Origin of the sequence: Staphylococcus schleiferi (assembly GCF_025558325.1) — a bacterium.
GTDB lineage: Bacteria > Bacillota > Bacilli > Staphylococcales > Staphylococcaceae > Staphylococcus > Staphylococcus schleiferi.
The window spans coordinates 204,767-221,425 of the sequence record NZ_CP094712.1; the positions used below are offsets into that span (position 1 = coordinate 204,767).

At 38.6% G+C, this 16,659-nt stretch carries 14 protein-coding genes; 10 read left to right on the forward strand and 4 right to left on the reverse strand.

Annotated features, from left to right (window positions below; genetic code table 11):
* Positions 1 to 52: 52 nt before the first annotated feature.
* The 4 genes from MUA40_RS00860 to MUA40_RS12055 form a co-directional block, all read right to left on the reverse strand.
* Positions 53 to 1,003, reverse strand: a complete 951-nt coding sequence (locus MUA40_RS00860) for an alpha/beta hydrolase (protein ID WP_016425904.1) — start codon at positions 1,001 to 1,003, stop codon at positions 53 to 55.
* Positions 1,004 to 1,023: 20 nt separating this feature from the next.
* Positions 1,024 to 1,824 (reverse strand): arylamine N-acetyltransferase family protein, encoded by an 801-nt coding sequence (locus MUA40_RS00865; protein WP_016425905.1) that lies wholly within the window; start codon positions 1,822 to 1,824, stop codon positions 1,024 to 1,026.
* A 543-nt stretch (positions 1,825 to 2,367) separates the two neighbouring features.
* Positions 2,368 to 6,228 (reverse strand): endo-alpha-N-acetylgalactosaminidase family protein, encoded by a 3,861-nt coding sequence (locus MUA40_RS00870; RefSeq protein ID WP_228446244.1) that lies wholly within the window; start codon positions 6,226 to 6,228, stop codon positions 2,368 to 2,370.
* 160 nt (positions 6,229 to 6,388) lie between these two features.
* Positions 6,389 to 6,715, reverse strand: coding sequence for a YSIRK-type signal peptide-containing protein (locus tag MUA40_RS12055; RefSeq protein WP_228446243.1), 327 nt, complete (start codon positions 6,713 to 6,715; stop codon positions 6,389 to 6,391).
* 435 nt (positions 6,716 to 7,150) lie between these two features.
* Between MUA40_RS12055 and MUA40_RS00875 the strand changes: the two genes are divergently transcribed.
* Genes MUA40_RS00875 through nagA form a run of 10 tightly spaced genes read left to right on the forward strand, consistent with a single transcriptional unit; the run spans position 7,151 to position 16,576 of the window.
* Positions 7,151 to 7,861 carry a GntR family transcriptional regulator gene (locus tag MUA40_RS00875; protein ID WP_016425907.1) on the forward strand — a complete coding sequence of 237 codons (711 nt, stop codon included), beginning with the start codon at positions 7,151 to 7,153 and terminating at the stop codon, positions 7,859 to 7,861.
* A gap of 25 nt (positions 7,862 to 7,886) precedes the next feature.
* Complete coding sequence (locus tag MUA40_RS00880) at positions 7,887 to 9,002, forward strand: SIS domain-containing protein (RefSeq protein WP_262569727.1); 1,116 nt, start codon at positions 7,887 to 7,889, stop codon at positions 9,000 to 9,002.
* Positions 9,003 to 9,006: 4 nt separating this feature from the next.
* A complete protein-coding gene (locus MUA40_RS00885; protein WP_016425909.1) occupies positions 9,007 to 9,957 on the forward strand; it encodes a 1-phosphofructokinase family hexose kinase in 951 nt (316 codons plus the stop codon).
* On the forward strand, positions 9,939 to 10,883 hold the full coding sequence (locus MUA40_RS00890; protein ID WP_262569728.1) for a tagatose 1,6-diphosphate aldolase: 945 nt from the start codon (positions 9,939 to 9,941) through the stop codon (positions 10,881 to 10,883). Before MUA40_RS00885 ends, MUA40_RS00890 begins: the two co-directional genes overlap by 19 nt.
* A gap of 13 nt (positions 10,884 to 10,896) precedes the next feature.
* A complete protein-coding gene (locus MUA40_RS00895; RefSeq protein WP_167732908.1) occupies positions 10,897 to 12,669 on the forward strand; it encodes a glycoside hydrolase family 35 protein in 1,773 nt (590 codons plus the stop codon).
* A 12-nt stretch (positions 12,670 to 12,681) separates the two neighbouring features.
* Complete coding sequence (locus MUA40_RS00900; RefSeq protein ID WP_016425912.1) at positions 12,682 to 13,161, forward strand: PTS sugar transporter subunit IIB; 480 nt, start codon at positions 12,682 to 12,684, stop codon at positions 13,159 to 13,161.
* 18 nt (positions 13,162 to 13,179) lie between these two features.
* Entirely contained in the window at positions 13,180 to 14,079 is a 900-nt protein-coding gene (locus tag MUA40_RS00905; protein ID WP_016425913.1) for a PTS mannose/fructose/sorbose/N-acetylgalactosamine transporter subunit IIC, read from the forward strand.
* Positions 14,066 to 14,965 (forward strand): PTS system mannose/fructose/sorbose family transporter subunit IID, encoded by a 900-nt coding sequence (locus MUA40_RS00910; protein WP_262569729.1) that lies wholly within the window; start codon positions 14,066 to 14,068, stop codon positions 14,963 to 14,965. The genes MUA40_RS00905 and MUA40_RS00910 overlap by 14 nt, the downstream gene beginning before the upstream one ends.
* 20 nt (positions 14,966 to 14,985) lie before the next feature.
* Positions 14,986 to 15,387: a PTS sugar transporter subunit IIA gene (locus MUA40_RS00915; protein ID WP_016425915.1), complete on the forward strand. Its 402-nt coding sequence runs from the start codon at positions 14,986 to 14,988 to the stop codon at positions 15,385 to 15,387.
* Positions 15,388 to 15,418: 31 nt separating this feature from the next.
* Positions 15,419 to 16,576: an N-acetylglucosamine-6-phosphate deacetylase gene (gene nagA, locus MUA40_RS00920; protein WP_016425916.1), complete on the forward strand. Its 1,158-nt coding sequence runs from the start codon at positions 15,419 to 15,421 to the stop codon at positions 16,574 to 16,576.
* Positions 16,577 to 16,659: the final 83 nt, after the last annotated feature.

Genomic DNA, 16,659 nt, shown 5'->3' on the forward strand with positions numbered 1-16,659 from the left:
CATATCACTTGAAAAGTGCAGTTACAATCCGGATTCAGACGCTTAGCACGTTTTAGTCATAAAATGCCCGTTTCAACGCATTGACACGATCATGATAGATTTGGCGTGCCACACGTGCTTCAGGAATGAGTTCGCCAAGATGAAATAAGCCAGGATATACATGCAGTTCAGTCGATACACCTGCTTGTATTAAACGCTGTGCATACTGAATTGCTTCATCGACAAATAAATCTAAGCTGCCTACCGTAATCAGTGTCGCAGGTAATTGTGACACATCTTGTCTTTGCGCAGGGACTGCATAAGGTGGAAGCGTTGTTTTTTCGAATGCTTCGCCGAGATACTGTTGCCAAGCAAATGCATTCATTTCATATGTCCAACCGTAATGACCTACATAAGGGTTAGCGGGACGTTGATAGGTTGTCGCAATGTCCAGCATTGGAATATGCAAATTTTGGAATACGATATGGATTTCATGACGGTCTTGTGCGAGTTGTGCCAAGCTAGCAGAGAGTAATCCGCCTGCGCTACTACCGCCAATGGCAATGCGTGACACATCGATATATAGCGCATCCGCATGTTGAACGAGCCACTTTAACACACCATAACATTCATTTAATTGCCCGGGAAATACGGTTTCAGGGGCAAGGTGATAGTCAATAGACACAACGAGACAACCAAGGTCGTGTGCAAGACGTGCATTGTCTTGATTATCCAAATGGGCACCACCAGAAATTGTGCCACCGCCATGCATATAGAGATAAACAGGCCGTCGTTGTTGACTTTGATGGGGGTTGAATAGCAACACATCTACCTCTCCTGCTTCAGTCGATAAAGTTTGCTTATCAATCGTTACATCCAAGTTGGCGTCAACTGAGGTCTTGGCATGGCGAAGTACTTGATCACGATAAGCTTGCAAAGTTTCGTCTGAAAGTGTGGCGCCATACATTGTTGAGGCCAAGTCACGTAAGTCACGATCCAATTTATCTATATAAGGCAATTCCATGTTTAAGGCTTCCTTTCTCTCTATTCTGTTTCCTCAGGTTCAAAAAATAAAATCGGTGTATGCGTAATGTTAAAATAATCAGCTAAAAATTGACGATAGTTTTCTCGAGTCACGGGATGTTTTTCTTTTTTACCTTGGTCAGTCACTGTTAAATTTCTTCCTGTCATCGTTACATGACCTGTTTCCCAATTTTTAACAAGTAAAGGGTCCGTTACAAAATGTGAATCTAAACTTGTTTGGTTATAAACCATGGCATTTTCAAAGTCTCTAAATTTTAAATAATGATCAACCGCACGATATTGAATGACCCATTGATCTTTCACTTTTTTAAGTAAATCAAATGTTGTATCATCGATATATTTGATTTTATAAACCTGTCGTTTTGCTGTATCTTCTACAATATCGCCATTAAGTGGAACCGCCATTAAAGGGGATTCGCCAAAGCCGGTTTCAACTAAATAACGTGATCCATTGAGTGTTGCAATGGTTGTCATATGAACATTTTCAGCAGCCCATCCTTTTTCTTCACCTTGATTAACAGTAGCCGCAATGAAATGCATATCATAGCCGTGCTGACTCAAATATTCATATGTGAGTCGATTGTTTTCATAACAGATTCCCCCTTGATGACGTTCTGTTATTTTTTGAATCATGGATGCATTATTCACAGCAAGAGGTAAACGATTTTGAACATTGATATTTTCAAACGGCACATGTAACACATATTGACGAATATAATGGTTCAAATTCTCTAACGTCGGTTCGAAATGAGCGGGCTTATTCAAACCGATAAATGTTTCTAACTTCGTAAAATCATACATCTTCATTAACTCCCTTCAAAATGACGCGCCCATATTTAACAGATGACGCTAAAAAACGTCAATGTCATATGGATTATCTAAATACCCAACAAAGTAGATTAGAAAACGGAACTAATTCCGTTTGGTAAGTACAATAATACATTGTATATAAAAATGAAAATGTATTGCTCAAAGCGATGTTTTCGAGATTAATGATAATGACAACTTTATGATTAGATATAAAAAAGAATGCATTTTATGCACATGGATTACGTAAGCACAACGATAAATAGGCGACATAATCGCACTAAAAACCCCTCACTTTGCCAGTAGTGAGGGGTTTGATGCATCAAATGCAGATATCTTTGTTAACTGTACTATAACAATACTTAGTAGAGAGGTGCAAAGCATGTATTCAGACTAATGAGGCTAAATTGAATTTCTAATGGAGCTGGGACAAACCTAACTTGAGATAGCACTTTTGGCAATAAATATTAAAAAACTAAACAGGTAAGTGCAATTTTTGAAAGGAACTGGAGGCCCTCAGCCCATGTCTAAAAATGTTTAAGAATGCTGTTTTTGCTTTTTACGACGTGTATGGTGAAGTCCTAATACAGTAGTGAAAAAGCCAATCATTACCATGAGTAATGGTGGTGTTGATGTTTTAGATGATGCACCTGTATCTGGAAGTTGTGCGTTAAGTTGTTCAACACGCATTTGGTCAGCTGATGCTTTAATGATTGTATTTGTACCTTGCGTTGTATGTTTTACAACTTGCCCATGATTTTCAAATGAGATGGTTGTTGATGTACGGACATAAGACGGATCCGTTGAAATTGTTGCGACACCGTTTTGTTTCTGTTGTGCTGATGAAATTTCAGTGTCTGTTGAAGCTGATGATTGTGCGTTGTCTGTTGTCGATTCATGTTGATCCGTTGTTACCTTGTGGGATGGTGAGCTTGATTGAGCTGTTTCTCCAATAGGTTCCTGTTTTATTTGCTGACCAGTTGGTTTATTAGGGAGCCTTGTGTTGTCAGTAGAACCATCGCCACTCGGATGTGAAGGGTTGTCTGTTGAAGGATTGTTATCGATAACTTCATCGATTGGTCGGATAATCAAATTATCGAGAATAAAATCCTTTGTTCCTTCAAAATTGACTTGCCCATTATCTTTGACACCTCTTGTATCAGGTTGAACGTCTGTCGAATATATGCCAATCCATGTTTGTCCATTTTCGTTTCCAGTCACTTGGAATGTCACACGTTGTGCATGGGGATGATCGATTGTATTTTTTAATGGTGTAACTTTGAAATTTCGATTCTTTGAAATATCATCGTGACCTACTGCAAAAGCGTAACTATTATCAGAACCAGATTCGTAATCAAATGAGACTTCATATGTTTTACCGGGTTCGAAATAGAAATTTTGAGGAATTGTCTGAATGACCATTTTATTTTTGCCTGCTTGCCCATTCACTTTAAGTGACCAATGTCCTTGAATGACATCGTCAACGCGTTTATGGTTCCATCCTCGTTGTGTATAAGGTGCATTTTTTTCGGATAAGTGTGTGCGGTTATCTTCTACCCCTTCAACTTCAGAAACAACAAATGGGAATAACCCTTGAGGGACAGTTTCGAAATCTTGTTGAAAAACGCCGTCACGCATAAGTATTGAAGGATTTTCAACGATACGAATATCATCCAGATAAGTAGCCCCTTTACCTGCTTCTCGACTGATAATGAAATCAACTTGTCCATCTTGAGGTGCGACAAAAAACAAATACATATTTTGGAAGTAGCTACCGCCGTCTTTATAAGTTTCTGACGCTTTACTTGTATTATGTGCATCCGCTTTGACGTAGTTTTGCGCAATCGATTGTTGCGTTTGGTTTGTCGCTAAAACTTGGCCTTGGTGTGAAACTGCAATTTGTGTTTGAGATTTACTACGGTTGTCGACTCCGATGTAAAGTGCATAACGTTGGCCTGGTTTTAAATCTGTAAGTTGCTGTGTTAACTGAGTCTTTTGTTTCGGGCTGTCAATCTTAAGTAGATGATTGTGCGCTACAGATTGATTGATACCCACTTGTTCGACATCACCACTGATATGCCATGCATCAAGTTTTTGTGAATTGAACCCAGCATCTTTAATATGCATGCCTTCACTCCAATTGACTTCTTGTTGTTTCGGCTGTGGAACTTGATAAATCACATAAGGCGTTTCTGCTTTGATATGATCCAGTTTAATATGATTATTTGTGACAGGGATGATTTTCATGTTTGTTCGTCCTGTTTCAGTCAATTCATATAAAATGACTTGATTCGTGTGCCACGAATCAGGAAGTTCCCAACTTGATGAACCACCTTTTTTATTCCAATGATAGAGCTTTTGTTCACTTCCTGTGAGTGGTTGTCCATTCGCATCCCAATTCCAAGGAATGAGATAGTTGTCGCCATCTAATACAGTGTGACCATTGAGTAAAATGGTGCGTGAACGATAGTTGTTAATATCATTTTCATAGTCATTTGACTTGCGTTGGACAGTGACTTTGTCGCCTGTATTGTTCTGTAAATCAACTGTCATTTCAGGCGTCCATTCAATCGTTCTTCCATTTGCTGTCATTTTGACAGGGTGGCCATTTTCAATACGCATGACTTTATAATGCTGTAAAAATTTAGTGGGGACGTCGACGTCAAAGATATTTTTAATATAAGTCTTAAAATCATTTCGTCCTTGCCAACCTTCAAAGTCTTTCATGTTATAGCCACCTAATAATGGGAAATCTGCTGCTCCTGAATGTTCAGCATGATTTGCTACCCATGAATCTTTTTGGTGGTTACGTATAAAACGTGCGACTTCAGAATTAATGCCCTTATTTTCGTAAGTTCCATATGCTATATCTGTTGCCCAGTGTTGGAAGGTTGAATCGTATTCCATACCATGTCCCCATTCGACACCGACGCGCCAGCCTAAGTCATTAATTTCTTTAGCTAATTGATGAGAAGGCCAAGCAGAGTTATCTCCAGATTGTTGGTTACCCCATACATCGACATAAATAAAATCAAGGCGTTCTCCAACAACATCTTTGAGTGCTTGGAATCGTGCTTGACGTTGGTGGGTTAAATCATAATCAGCATTAATATTAAAGCCTTGATCGAGCCAATTCCAACCGTAACTATAAGTGCCATCTTCATTTTTCTTTAATAAATCAGGATTGAATGCTTTAGATTCTGGATATGTTTCTGAAGCGTTGATATGCACACCAAAGCGTGCCCCATACTGTGCGCCTATGGATAGAAGGGTATTCAAATCTTCAGCGCCGCCCATTCGTTCACCGATATGGCTATAATCTAAATGGCCTGAGTCATGGCCCTCGCTGTTATAACCTTTTAATAAAATAGATTGCCCCAAACCGTCAGTGTTAAGGTAAAACTTTTTGACACCGTCCAATGTTTTTAGGAAAGGATTTTGGGCTTGTGACCCAAAATTCATTGCAATACGATAGCCGACTAAATCAGGAACTTCTTCATATTTGAATGGATTATTCATAATGTCACGGTATGCGATGGCGCCATCTTGCCAATCGATTTTCCCATCATGGTTTTCATCTTCAGCAATGGCGATTTTAATATGTGGTAGTAAACCTTGTGTTTTAGCATCTTGGTGCGCAAGAGAAGGTTGTAAAATCCATGGTGTGGCACCTAAGCCTACAGATACGCCCTCTTTTGTTTGAACGCCAGTGGCTGTCACACGAATAAAGTCTTGGTTACCACCGACACCAATTTGTGCGTTACTCCATAACCCAGCACTATATTGATTGTTTGAAACGAAACCATACATCATCATGTCACTAAAGTTGGGTTCGAATTTGTCATCAATTGTGTATAATCGGTCACCACTCACCATAGTGTTTGTTGACATTTTTGTAGTTTGCAGTTGAGCCTGTTTTTGTTGGCTATTGACGGAAACAAGTGATTGATTCATAAAGCCAAATGAACGTACGATAACGTCTGGATTGTTGCTATGATAATCTGTCATTTTTAAGTCAATTGTACGATCAATAACGGATAACTGAAATTTAAAATCGCTGTTAATAGCATGATTATCATCTTTTGCGTGTAGGATGTATTCAGCGGTATGGTCATTTAATTTCTTGTAAGACACAGTAGGCTTGATGATTTCTCCGTTGACAATAATTTGAGATGAATCTACTACTTGTCCGGGAATCGTTTTGCCATTCTTCAGTTTATATTGTTTAATGGCTGGGAAGTTTTGATCAACTTCAACTTTCATTTGTTGGGATTGTAATGTATCTAGAGAAGATACGATATGCGTAGTTTGTGGGTGTGTACTACTGTTTGTTTTGCGTGCAGTCGCTGTTTGGTTTTGCCGTGAAAGGGGTGCAGCTGTCGCTTGAGGACGGCGCATTTCTTTAGGACTGTGCGATAGAGGGGCTTCGCTAGGTGTTGTCGGTTGCGCTTGGACAACATCAGAATGGTGAACAGGTGCGTGTAAGGAAGAAGTATTTTGTGCATTTTTTGCTGAAAGCGATGTCGCCTGTGTATGAACTTGCTCATTTTGCGAAGACTTACTCTGTGTGATCTGTTTGGGTTGAGTTCGCCGTTTTATCTATTTGCGGCTTTGCCTGTTCTGTGGGGCTGATGGCCTGAGCGCCTAAAGCTTGAGTGTCAGCTGTTTTTGTTTCTGTTTGTGAAGCATTTAATCTCTCTTTTGAAATATGACCGTCAATAGTTGCTTGTGGGCTAACGTCAGTATCTTGATTTGCTAGGTCATTTTTCAATTCAGAAGCTGACGCTGTTGCGGATGCGGAAATGAAAAATGTTAGTCCGAGTAAAATCGATGAAGTCCCAATGGCATACTTTCGAATACTGAAAATTTGTTGTCTATGAATCATTTTTTACCACGCCTCCTAATAAGTCATTGGCTTGAATATATAATTTATTTCACTTTTTGTAAACCCTTACAATACTGCCGTTTCAAGCTTTTAGAGAACAAAAGGAAAAATTTTAATACCAGTTTTTAGGGGGACTATGCTGTGTGAAAAAGGTGTAAATTGTACGCTGCTTCTTTAGTTTAGTGACTTTTGTGAAATGTGAAAAAAGTAGAAAATGATTAAGTGGTTATAACCACTAATACATCTCAAAAAAATTTAAAATTTTATTTTTTTTAGTGTGAAAAGATAATGAAAAGTATCTAAATGTTCAAAATATCAATATAAAACAAAAAAGATTTGTTGCGTGGAGATGACTAATAACCAGAATAGCTCTTGACAAAATGGCAAATTTACATTTATGCTTTAAGTGGTTATAACCAGTAGGTGGTGAAGGTCATGTCAGAGAAAATGCCCTTGTATTATCAAATTTATCAAGGGATACACGAGCGTATTAAATCAGGAGAATTTAAGGAGGGAGATAAGATACCTTCAGAGCGCAATCTGTGCGAGCAATTCGGTGTAAGTCGTATTACAGTGCGCGAAGCATTAGAACGTTTAGAAAAGGATCGGATTATTAAACGTGAACATGGTAAGGGATCATTTGTACTGGGAAGTCAATATAATCAATTTTTGAATGAGCTTTACAGCTTTAAAGATGAAATTGAGAAGAATGGTGATAAGGCAAGTACGAAAATGTTAAGCATTAAACTCATCCCATCTACGCCATTTTTACAAGAGAAAATGCAGTTAACCCCTTATCAATACGTTTATGAATTAAAGCGCATACGCCTTTCTAATGATGTGCCTTTAATATATGAAATTAGCTATTTACCGATGCGGTATTGTGAAGGATTAGAGCAGTTTGACTTCAATAAAGTTTCGCTATATGAAACACTCAATCAACATTATGGGATTCAAATTACGAATGCTTATGAAAATTTAACAGCGAGTAAATTGAGTCGTGAAGATGCCAAACTGTTGAATGGTGTCGTTGATGATAGTTGTATGTTTATCGAACGCTTTAGCTATATGGACGATGCGGTGATTGAATTTACGCAAAGTGTCGCAAGCGGCCATAAATATAAATATACGGTCAAGTTAATGTAAAAGAATGAGTCAAGGAGGGATTGTTGTGTTACATGATACACATACTTATCGTGAAATTAAGCAACAACCAGCAACTTTAAAGAAAACATATGATTTAGTGCAAGCGCAACAAGCACGATTTGAAAAATTTATTGCCAAAATAGAGCAAGAAAATCAAGATAAAAAATTAAAAGTACTCTTTACGGGTGCAGGTTCAAGCGCTTATGTGGGTGATGTAGCCCGCATGGCACGTCATACCGATGTCTTACCGAATTTTGAATTTGAGTCAGTTCCGACAACGCACTTTGTTACGGACCCACAACTTTATATTGATCAACAAACGGCATATCTGTTAGTGTCTTTTGCGCGTTCTGGTAACAGTCCAGAAACAAAAGCAACAGTTGAGATTGCCAACCAACTTTCGAGCCATGTTTATCATTTGTTTATTACAAATAATAAAGATGGATTTTTAGGGGCTTATCATGAAAACGCTAACAATGTCTTTAAAGTGATTTTACCTGATGAAACGAATGATAAATCTTTAGCGATGACTTCTAGCTTTTCATCCATGTTATTCGCGAGCTATTTATTATTCGGTGGTAAAGTGAGTCCAAAATTCTTTGACATTGCGGCATCTAATTTTGATTGGCTAGAATCTCAAGCCGAAACAGTGAGTCAGTTGGATTTTTCGAAAGTGTTCTATGTTGGAACAGGTTTAATTGGCGAACTTACAAAAGAAGTGAGTTTAAAACTCAATGAATTAACGGCAGGTCAAACTGAGATTGCACGTGAAACGACACTCGGCTTTAGACATGGTCCGAAAGCAGGATTAAGTGCAGATGCCTTTTTTATTATGTTGCGCAGTAATCAGCCTTATCGTCGTCAATACGAAAAAGATTTAATCCAAGAAGTTGGACAAGTCAAAGATCGCTATCAAACTTATATTTTAGATGCGCAAGTAAATGATGATGACAATGCAGTCAAATTACCTCAGTCTGAAGAGCTCACAGATATGGAATTAGCATTGCAATATTTGATTTTTGGGCAATTGCTTGCAGCTAAACGCTCCGTAGCACTCGGTTTAAATCCTGATAACCCAAGTCCTGATGGCTTTATCAACCGTGTTGTTAAAGGTGTCACGATTTATCCGGTTGAGGGTTGAGCCTATGATTGCAACACATACTTTTAATCCCTCTGTTGATATCACGTATATGATTGATCCGATTGAAGTTGGAGGCGTCAATCGTGTCAAACAGAAAATCAAAAACCCTGGTGGGAAGGGGATAAATGTCACTAAGGTTTTACATCAATTAGGTGCAAATTACTGTGCATATGGTTATTTAGGGGGCGCCAATGGACAATGGATTGCTAAAACATTGCAAGATATGGGTGTCGTTTCAGCATTTACTTCTATTCATGGGGAAACGAGACAAAGTCTAGCAATCAATGATGGTAATGGTCAAACAGAAGTGTTGGAAGCGGGACCATTAATTACTGAATATGATCAGCAACGTTATTATGAAATTTTGAACGAGCGTGCACAAGAGGTCAAAGTGATGACGGTGAGTGGGAGCTCACCTCAATTTGAAGGCCGCTCAAAATTTGAACATGTCGCTCACATCCTAAGTGCCTTTCAACATAGTTATAATATTGTGGATACGCATGCAAGCGAACTTAAATTATTGTTGGAAGCCGATTTACCGGTACATTGTATTAAGCCGAACCAGGCAGAATTTGAGATGTTAATCGGTAAAGAACAGCTCACGATTGCAGAATGTGCACAAATGCTACAAACACATGCTTATTTTACAGAGATGGATGTTTTTCTCACATTAGGTGCAGCGGGGGCACTGGTCAAATGGGGAAATACAATTTATCGCGCAACGTTGCCACATAAAGAAGTCATCAATCCTGTCGGCTCTGGGGATTCAACTGTTGCTGGTATTGCATACGGTGTTTATGAAAATTTAGCGCCACAAGATTTAATCCGTCAAGCTTTAGCATGTGGAACGTCAAACGCATTACAACAAGCCACTGGACATATTGATATTGAACAAGTCAATCAAATTAAATCTGAAATAGAAGTGGAGAGATATGAATGGGAAGAAAAGATTTAAGTCGGTTAGTGGATGACAAGGGGATATATGCAGCCATTGCAGTGGATCAACGGGGCGCATTAAGAAAGTTACTTGGGGATCAAGCGAGTGATCACAATTTATCACTTTTTAAGAAACTGGTATCGGAAGTTTTAACACCGTATGGATCTAGTTTTCTAGTAGATCCCGAGTTTGGCCTAGAAGCAGCACAGGCGAATGCTGCGACGTCAGGTTTAATCTTATCTTATGAGCAAACCGGTTATGACAAGACAAGACCGGGCCGCTTACCACGTTTAATTGAAAATGCAAGTGTGAAACGCCTCAAAGATGCAGGAGCAGATGCGGTTAAATTTTTACTGTACTACGATGTAGATGAATCTGATGACATCAATACGAAAAAGCAAGCCGTGATTGAGCGAATTAGTGCAGAATGCCAAGCAGAAAACATACCATTTTTACTCGAAATTTTAACTTACGATGACACGATTGGTGATGAAAAAGGGGCTGAATATGCTAAAGTACGTCCGCATAAAGTCAATGAAGCAATGCGTGTGTTTAGTGAGCCTAGATTCCAAGTGGACACTTTGAAAGTTGAAATTCCAGTTAATATGAACTTTGTAGAAGGCTTTGGTTCAGAAAATTTAATCTCACAAAGTGAAGCGGCTGAAGCATTTAAAGCACAAGACGATGCGACTGACTTACCTTATATTTATTTGAGTGGTGGTGTGTCAGCACAACTGTTTATGGACTCATTACAGTTTGCAGCGGACCACGGTGCTCGCTTTAATGGTATACTTTGTGGTCGTGCTACTTGGAAAGGAGCAACACGTGTACTCGTTGAAGAAGGTGAAGCTGAAGCAAAGGCATGGTTGGAACATGAAGGACTTGAAAACTTAAAAGCACTCAATGAAATGAATCAGAAAACAGCAACATCTATTCAACTATAAATGAGGTGATGATGTGAGTCGTTTCGAAATCAATGAGACATTTGTGTTAGATAAAAAGCCGTTCAAAATATTATCAGGAGCCGTTCATTATTTTAGAATACCTAGAAAAGACTGGCAACACTCTTTGTATAATTTGAAAGCGCTCGGCTTCAATACAGTGGAAACCTATGTACCGTGGAATTTTCATGAAACCCAAAAAGGAAACTTTGAATTTGAAGGGAATAAAGATTTAAAATATTTTATCGAACTTGCACAACAAGAAGGATTATATGTGATTGTGCGTCCTTCACCATATATTTGTGCAGAATGGGAATTTGGAGGCTTACCTGCATGGTTACTGAATGACCGGACGATGCGTATTCGCTCTCGAGATCCACAATTTTTAGCGCATGTGCATCGTTATTATCAAGTTTTATTTAAAATATTGACGCCCCTTCAAATTGATCAAAATGGCCCTATCATTATGTTTCAAATCGAAAATGAATACGGTTCATATGGGGAAGATCATGAATATCTTCGAGCAATCGCTAATATGATGCGTGAGGAAGGTGTGACGGTTCCGTTCTTTACTTCAGATGGCGCATGGGACCAATGTTTGCGCGCAGGAAGTATGATAGATGACAATATTTTACCTACTGGAAACTTTGGATCACGAACTATGCAAAATTTCCAAAATCTAAAGACTTTTCACGAGGAACATGGAAAGACATGGCCATTAATGTGTATGGAATTTTGGGATGGCTGGTTTAATCGTTGGGGTGAAGCGGTCATTAAGCGAGATAGTGATGATCTTGCAAAAGAAGTAAAAGAGGCAATCAAACTCGGCTCAGTAAATTTATACATGTTTCACGGTGGAACGAATTTTGAATTTTGGAATGGGTGTTCAGCGAGAGGAACGAAAGATTTACCACAAGTGACATCCTATGATTATCATGCCCCATTAGATGAGGCGGGCAACCCAACACCTAAATATTTTACGTTACAAAAAATGTTAAAAGACGTCTTGCCTGATGTAAAACAACATGAACCGAAAGTCAAAACATTTATGGCCAAGAAAGATATCCCTTTAACAAATAAAGTTAATCTTTTTGAAGTTTTAGAAGAGATATCGACAAAGACGACGAGCTTTTATCCGCAATCTATGGAAGAGGCCGGTTCGGGTTATGGTTATATGATGTATCGTACGATCCTCACGCGAGCGACTGAGCAGGAAAAGTTAAGAATTGTCGATGCAAGAGATCGCGTTCATTGTTTTATCGATCAAAAATGTGTGTATCAAGCGTATCAAGAAGAAATAGGAGACGCCTTTGAAGTCAATTTGACATCAAGTCAGCCACAAGTGGATATTCTCGTTGAAAATATGGGACGCGTCAACTATGGCTATAAATTATTGGCACCCACACAACGAAAAGGGATAGGTCAAGGACTCATGCAAGACCTCCATTTTGTGCAAAATTGGGAGCAATTTGACATCGATTTTTATAAATTGAAAAATGAACACTTTCAACGCCCATGGTCAGCACATCAACCAGCATTTTATCGCTATGAATTTGAGCTAGAAACACCTGATAATACGCATATTGATGTAAGCGGTTTCGGCAAAGGTGTTGTGCTTGTTAATGGATTTAATATAGGTCGTTATTGGGAGGTTGGCCCTTCACAATCGTTGTATATTTCAAAAGCATTTTTAAAGCAAGGTAAAAATGAAATTATTGTTTTTGACTCTGAAGGAAAATACTCAGAATCCATTGACCTGATTCAAAACCCTCAATTTTCTAATATATAAGGAGAGATTATTATGGCAATTATAGGAACTCGTATCGATGGTAGATTAATTCACGGACAAGTTGCAAATTTATGGGCAACTAAATTAAATATTAGCCGTTTTATGGTAATTGATGATGAGGTGGCACAAAGCGATATTGATAAGCAAGCTTTGAAACTTGCAACACCGGCAGGGATTAAATTAAGTGTTTTACCTATTGAAAAAGCAGCAAATAATATCAAAAACGGTAAATATGATTCACAGCGCGTCATGATTATTGCAAAGCGTCCTGATCGTTTTGTTGAATTGGTCAATCAAGGTGTCGCTATTGAAACATTAAACGTAGGAAATATGTCACAAACAGATGAAACACGTGCGATTACAAACTCAATTAATGTGACAGATGAAGATATCGAAAACTTTAAAAAGTTAGATGCACAAGGGGTAAAAATTGTTTCTCAAATGGTGCCAAATGATAAGGCAGTGAATTTCTTTACATTAGTTAAAGCGTAAAAATAGGAGGTGTTTCCCATGGAAATATTATGGTGGCAAATCGTTTTATTAACTTTGTATGCAGGTTATCAAATATTAGATGATTTACAATTTAATATTTTTGGTCATCCTGTTTTCGCGGGGATTATTTCAGGATTAATTATGGGCGATGTCACAACGGGTTTAATTATCGGTGGCGGGATGCAGTTAACGATTTTAGGTGTTGGGACATTCGGTGGTGCTTCAAGAATTGATGCAAACTCAGGCACGGTGCTTGCGGTTGCATTCTCTGTTGCACTCGGAATGAATCCACAACAAGCACTCGCAACACTTGCTGTGCCTGTAGCAAGTTTAATGATTCAAACGGATATTTTAGCACGTTTTACGAATACGTTTTTTGCACATCGGATTGATCGAAAAATTGAACAAATGGATTATAAAGGTGTGGAACGTAACTTCTTATATGGCGCAATCCCATGGGCATTGTCACGTGCGATTCCAGTGTGTTTAGCGCTCGTATTTGGTGGCGGTGTAGTTAAAAATATTGTGAATTACTTGAATGGTGATCTTAAATGGTTAGGTGACGGTTTGACTGTTGCGGGGGCAGTGTTACCTGCAGTAGGTTTTGCGATTTTATTACGTTATCTTCCATTGAAAAAACATTTTCCATATTTCATTTTAGGGTTTATTATCACTGCCTTAGCTGTGACAGTCTTTAATGGATTGAGCGGTTTAGGCACATCCGTTGCAACGTTAGATAAGAAATTTGATATGACATTCTCATCATTACCGATGCTTACAATTGCTGCCATTGGTTTTGCACTCGCAGCGATCGAATATAAACGCACATCACAACCTAAAGTCGCATCAGGTAGCCCAAAAGCGCATAGTGAGACAGATGCGGATGAGGAAGGAGAGATTGACGATGACGAATTATAATAAATCGCAAGAACACAATTCAGAAACAGCAGTGGCAACGCAAAGTAAATCAGGCAAACCGCTCACAGGACGTCCACCACAAACACCGTATCGATTAACGGATAAGGACTTTAGACAAATCAACATGCGTAGTCTCTTCTTCTTTCAATGGGGTTGGAACTATGAGCGTATGCAAGGAAGCGGTTATTTATTTACCATTTTACCGCAGTTGCGTAAAATTTATGGAGACGATTCTCCTGAACTGCAAGAAATGATGAAAACGCATGCACAATTCTTTAATACAAGTAACTTTTTTAATACAATTATTACGGGTATCGATATTGCGATGGAAGAAAGAGAGCAATTCGCAGCTAAAGAATCTGTCAAAGGGCTTAAAGTTGGCTTAATGGGACCTTTCGCTGCAGTAGGTGATGCGATATTTGGTTCACTGGTGCCGACAATATTTGGTGCAATTGCTGCCAACATGGCACAAGATGGAAATCCATTTGGCGCATTACTCTGGTTTGTGGCAATGTTAGCGATTATCGTATTTCGTTGGAAACAATTGAAATTTGCTTATAAAGAAGGGATTTCGCTCGTTACAACAATGCAACATCGTTTGGAATCATTAACGAATGCAGCCACACTCCTCGGTGTGTTTATGGTCGGTGCTTTAGTCGCAACGATGATACGTGTCAAATTTGCATGGCAACCTAAAATCGGTGATCTCACTGTTAAAATTCAAGATAGTGCGGACATGATTTTACCAAGATTATTACCTCTAATCATTGTATTTGGTGTTTACTGGTTATTAGGACGTAAAAATATGAATTCTACACGTGCCATCTTTATTGTAATTATTGTATCGATTGTTTTATCTGCACTCGGTGTGATTACCAACATTTAAGGCGAGAGGAGCACTTGGAAATGGAAAAATTAATTCTAGTTAGCCATGGGACTTTTTGTGAAGGCATTAAAGACAGTATAGAAATGATTCTTGGACCTCAAGCACATCTTTATACCGTTGCTTTATCTCCGCAAGAAGGGCCGGAAGACTTTGAAAAAAACTTTATGGCGCATATCGAAGCAGGCGATAAAGTAACCGTTTTTGCGGATTTATTAGGCGGTACACCATCTAATACTGTGGCAAAAAAGATTATGAATGGTGCGGATTATGATTTGTATGTTGGGATGAATCTACCAATGATTATCAGTTATATCAATGGTCAAATGATTGGAGAACAACCGGATTACGTTAAAAAAGCGCAAGAAGGTATTGTTAATGTAAACACATTGTTAAATCAAGATGATGACGACGATGATGAATAAGCGCATCAAATTTAAGTAAAGAAGGTATACTATGGCATATGCAATTATTAATGGCGTCATTTATACAGAAGACGAAATCATTTCTAACGGGTATCTCGTAATAGAAGCAGGTAAAATTCGTGCAATTGAAAAAGGATCCTATGATGGGGATTTAGAAGTTTTAGATGCGAAAGGTCATCATATTTTACCGGGCTTTATAGATATTCATATTCATGGAGGTTATGGCGAAGATGCCATGGATGCTTCTTATGACGGTCTAAAACATTTAGCTGAACAGTTGTTATCTGAAGGAACGACATCCTTTTTGGCAACGACAATGACACAATCGCAAGAAGCCATCGACAAAGCTTTAAAAAATATTCGCACGTACTATGAACAACAAGATCGTGAAAATGCAGCTGAAATCGCAGGGGTTCATTTAGAAGGCCCATTTATTTCTGAAAACAAAATTGGTGCGCAAAACCCGGCATTTATTCAACGGCCAACTGTGGCATTGTTACAGCAATTCCAAGAGACAGCAAAAGGATTGATTAAAATTGTCACAATTGCACCAGAAGTAGCGGGTGCTACTGAGGTGATAGACACATTAAAAGATGACATCATTTTTTCAATGGGACATACAGAAGTGGATTTTGACGCGGCAAATCAAGCAGCAGATACCGGTGTTCAACACGTCACACACCTTTATAATGCGGGTGTCGGTTTTCATCATAGAAATCCAGGTATGTTTGGTGCGGCTTGGACGAATGGAAAACTAAGTACGGAATTGATTGTAGATGGTGTGCATTCTCATCCAATGTCTGTTGCGATTGCATATCAACATAAAGGCGCTGAAAAAATGTATTTAATTACCGATGCAATGCGTGCCAAAGGAATGCCGGATGGCGACTATGAATTAGGTGGTCAAAAAGTTATCGTTAAAGATAACGAAGCACATTTGGAGACAGGCTCACTTGCAGGTAGTATTTTAAAAATGAACAAAGGTTTACAAAATTTAATGCAATTTACAGGTGACACATTAGCTCATTTATGGCCAGTGACGAGTTTGAATCAAGCGAAAGCATTGAAAATAGATGACCGTAAAGGCAGTATTGCTGTAGGCAAAGACGCTGATTTGGTCATCGTTGACGATGAAATTACTGTTTATCAAACCATTAAGCAAGGTCGTGTGCATCAATTCAAGTCGTAGTTAGCAAGAATAAAATGGCTGTACACTTTATATGGTGGTTATGTGTCTATAATAATTAAGTCGCAAACTTCCGATTGCTTCTT

Bases quoted from the DNA above. Each gene is read 5' to 3' on its own strand.
- MUA40_RS00860 (WP_016425904.1), bottom strand. From the start codon at position 1,003: ATGGAATTGCCTTATATAGATAAATTGGATCGTGACTTACGTGACTTG.
- MUA40_RS00875 (WP_016425907.1), top strand. From the start codon at position 7,151: ATGTCAGAGAAAATGCCCTTGTATTATCAAATTTATCAAGGGATACAC.
- MUA40_RS00885 (WP_016425909.1), top strand. From the start codon at position 9,007: ATGATTGCAACACATACTTTTAATCCCTCTGTTGATATCACGTATATG.
- MUA40_RS00905 (WP_016425913.1), top strand. From the start codon at position 13,180: ATGGAAATATTATGGTGGCAAATCGTTTTATTAACTTTGTATGCAGGT.
- MUA40_RS00890 (WP_262569728.1), top strand. From the start codon at position 9,939: ATGGGAAGAAAAGATTTAAGTCGGTTAGTGGATGACAAGGGGATATAT.
- MUA40_RS00910 (WP_262569729.1), top strand. From the start codon at position 14,066: ATGACGAATTATAATAAATCGCAAGAACACAATTCAGAAACAGCAGTG.
- MUA40_RS12055 (WP_228446243.1), bottom strand. From the start codon at position 6,715: ATGATTCATAGACAACAAATTTTCAGTATTCGAAAGTATGCCATTGGG.
- MUA40_RS00900 (WP_016425912.1), top strand. From the start codon at position 12,682: ATGGCAATTATAGGAACTCGTATCGATGGTAGATTAATTCACGGACAA.
- MUA40_RS00870 (WP_228446244.1), bottom strand. From the start codon at position 6,228: ATGCGCCGTCCTCAAGCGACAGCTGCACCCCTTTCACGGCAAAACCAA.
- MUA40_RS00915 (WP_016425915.1), top strand. From the start codon at position 14,986: ATGGAAAAATTAATTCTAGTTAGCCATGGGACTTTTTGTGAAGGCATT.
- MUA40_RS00865 (WP_016425905.1), bottom strand. From the start codon at position 1,824: ATGTATGATTTTACGAAGTTAGAAACATTTATCGGTTTGAATAAGCCC.
- nagA (WP_016425916.1), top strand. From the start codon at position 15,419: ATGGCATATGCAATTATTAATGGCGTCATTTATACAGAAGACGAAATC.